The 2,251-nt window shown below is 53.5% G+C and carries 2 protein-coding genes; both read right to left on the bottom strand.

The genetic code is table 11. The annotated features are described in order from the left end of the window. Positions 1 to 725: ferritin-like domain-containing protein (locus BMY01_RS16840; protein WP_074749259.1), on the bottom strand; the 725-nt coding region annotated here is incomplete at its 3' end. A 33-nt stretch (positions 726 to 758) separates the two neighbouring features. After that, positions 759 to 1,967 carry a ferritin family protein gene (locus BMY01_RS16845; RefSeq protein WP_074749260.1) on the bottom strand — a complete coding sequence of 403 codons (1,209 nt, stop codon included), beginning with the start codon at positions 1,965 to 1,967 and terminating at the stop codon, positions 759 to 761. Positions 1,968 to 2,251 lie beyond the last annotated feature (284 nt).

A 2,251-nucleotide genomic window follows, 5' to 3' on the forward strand; every position in this document is an offset into this window, starting at 1 on the left:
GCGACCGCCGCATCCTCCATCACCATCTGCTTGAACCACTGACGGATATGAGCAAGGTGCTCGTCTTCCTCGCGCAGCGCATGCTGGAAATCCCGCGCCATGTCATCCATGCCCATTTTTTCCGCAAGCATGATAAGTAGTTGCCAGGCATCATTATCCGCAAGCTCCGCAATAAGTATCGCTTCCAGGCAATGAGCCACCGACGTGCGTGGATCAGTCAGCACCTGGACCAATCCGATCGAAGCCATTCCGTCCACATCGGCGGAAGGGGTCTGCGCTGTCGGGTCGGCGCCAATCGAACGAATGGCTCTTTCCACGAGCTTGAAATGTTCCAGTTCCTCATTCCGGAATTCACGCAACCTTTCAATCGGAACAATGGAAGCGTCAGGTGAAGCCGCACATTTGGTGATGAGCGCATCGTACAAGCGAACACCGGCTCGCTCGAACGCAAGCCTGCAGCCGAGCTTATCGATGAACGCCTCTGGATTCTTGCCTGTCAGCTTTTCCATGGCAGTGCTGGCCATGCCTTTCAGAGTACCTGGCGGGGGAATCGAACCAATGACTTCAGCTTCGCGAATATACTGGCTCCGCATTTCCGCAATCGCCTGTTCATCGCCCGTTGAGGAAGACGGAGTAACTTTGGTGAGCGCCATCATTTCCTTGGCGTCGATGGGGGACATATCGATGCCGGTTCGATTTTTTCCTAAAACTGTCGTTTTTTCCATGACTCTGATCTCCTGATGTCTGTCTGCGGAAAATTACCGGATGGTCTCCGTATCGGCGGCATATTCCTCTTTAAAAGCCATTTCCTTGCCGCGAACAATCTCGGTACCCGGCCACCATTGATAGCCTGCGGAAACCGTATCGGTGGGCGAGCCTGACGAGTTGAGCTGGGCTCTGTATTGCTGCGAGGCTTCGCCTTCCTGCGATTTATCCACGAACTGCGTACCGAGCGCCCTCAAATCAACCTCCTGGTTGAGTACCTGTCGCACGAATTCGCGCTGACTTTCGTATTTGATGGGTTCGGGCAATTCCCCCGGCAATACCTCGGCCGGATCACGCCGCTCGTATTGCTTGAACATGTTCATCGCCACCTGTAAATGTCCCAGTTCATAGTCGAGGCAGCGCTCCCAGATGGCCTTGATGCGCGGATTCGATTCCTGCTGCACGCAGCCATAATAGTTGTAAACCTCGTTGGCTTCATGCAACAGCCATTTCTCGAGCCAGGTTTCATGCGGATCGATAATGGATTCGTACTGCGTCACGTGCTGTTCCTCGATGGATGCGATTTCCACATACAACTGCCGCACTACCGGGTCCGCATACATGGGCGCGACGTTGAGGTAGAAATTCTGCGTTTGCTGCTCGGCCGACATGATGGTCAGCGCGTTCAGTTTCGTGATCGGCGCTGCACGCACACGGTCGTAGTGCTCGCGCAGGTTGTCCTGCGGTGCGCGATGTTCCACTATGGTGGGACGGCCCGGAACAATATCCGTGTAGCATTGCGTGATGTTGTTTGCATCCTTGCCTTCCAGGCGATCCAGCATGGCGCTGTAGCGATACAGATGGTCGAAATCCTCCAGCATGCCAAACCGGTACACCTGCGCCAGATATGGATCAGGCTCATTCTGGGCAACCACCGCTGTAACTTCGATCGCGACCTGTTCATAGCCTATGGTTGTTTCAAGCGTCGAGTGATCTGCGCCTATCAGTCCATTTACCATCGTTGCCTGGTGCTGCTCCACGATGCGAAGCTGCGCAAGGGGGAGTTGCAATTCTCTATTCATCCGGGCACATCCATGCGAGAAGCGTATCGCTTCCATTTCAATGCCGTTCATCAGGATGACTCGCACACGGGTGAACGCGTCATCGTCGAGCTTGCTGATCGGTGGCTGCACCAGCTCCTTCCAGGTAAATCGCTGCTTTTCCAGCGGGCAACCTTTATCTTCAAACAGATTGAGTGCCATTTTGTTCTCCTCTGCGGAATTAGCGCGTAAGACAGCGTAAAGGCCGTTCAGGCCATCTGGCTAAGATTGATGGGAGTAAATCAGGAAATGATGAGCAAGGAAAATTTGCTCGCAATCACGCTAACCTGGTCCTGAGAGCCTCTGCTTCCGGCCCAAACCTCATGCGGTTGCTTCGTGATTGCTTATTCTCCTTCTCAAGAGCGGATAGCAAAGGCTACTCTGCTAAATTCCTACACTCTGTTCGGGACCATACATTGAGGAAATTCTAATACCTGAGCAAAAAG

The organism is Nitrosospira multiformis (assembly GCF_900110185.1).
Taxonomy (GTDB): Bacteria; Pseudomonadota; Gammaproteobacteria; order Burkholderiales; family Nitrosomonadaceae; genus Nitrosospira; species Nitrosospira multiformis_A.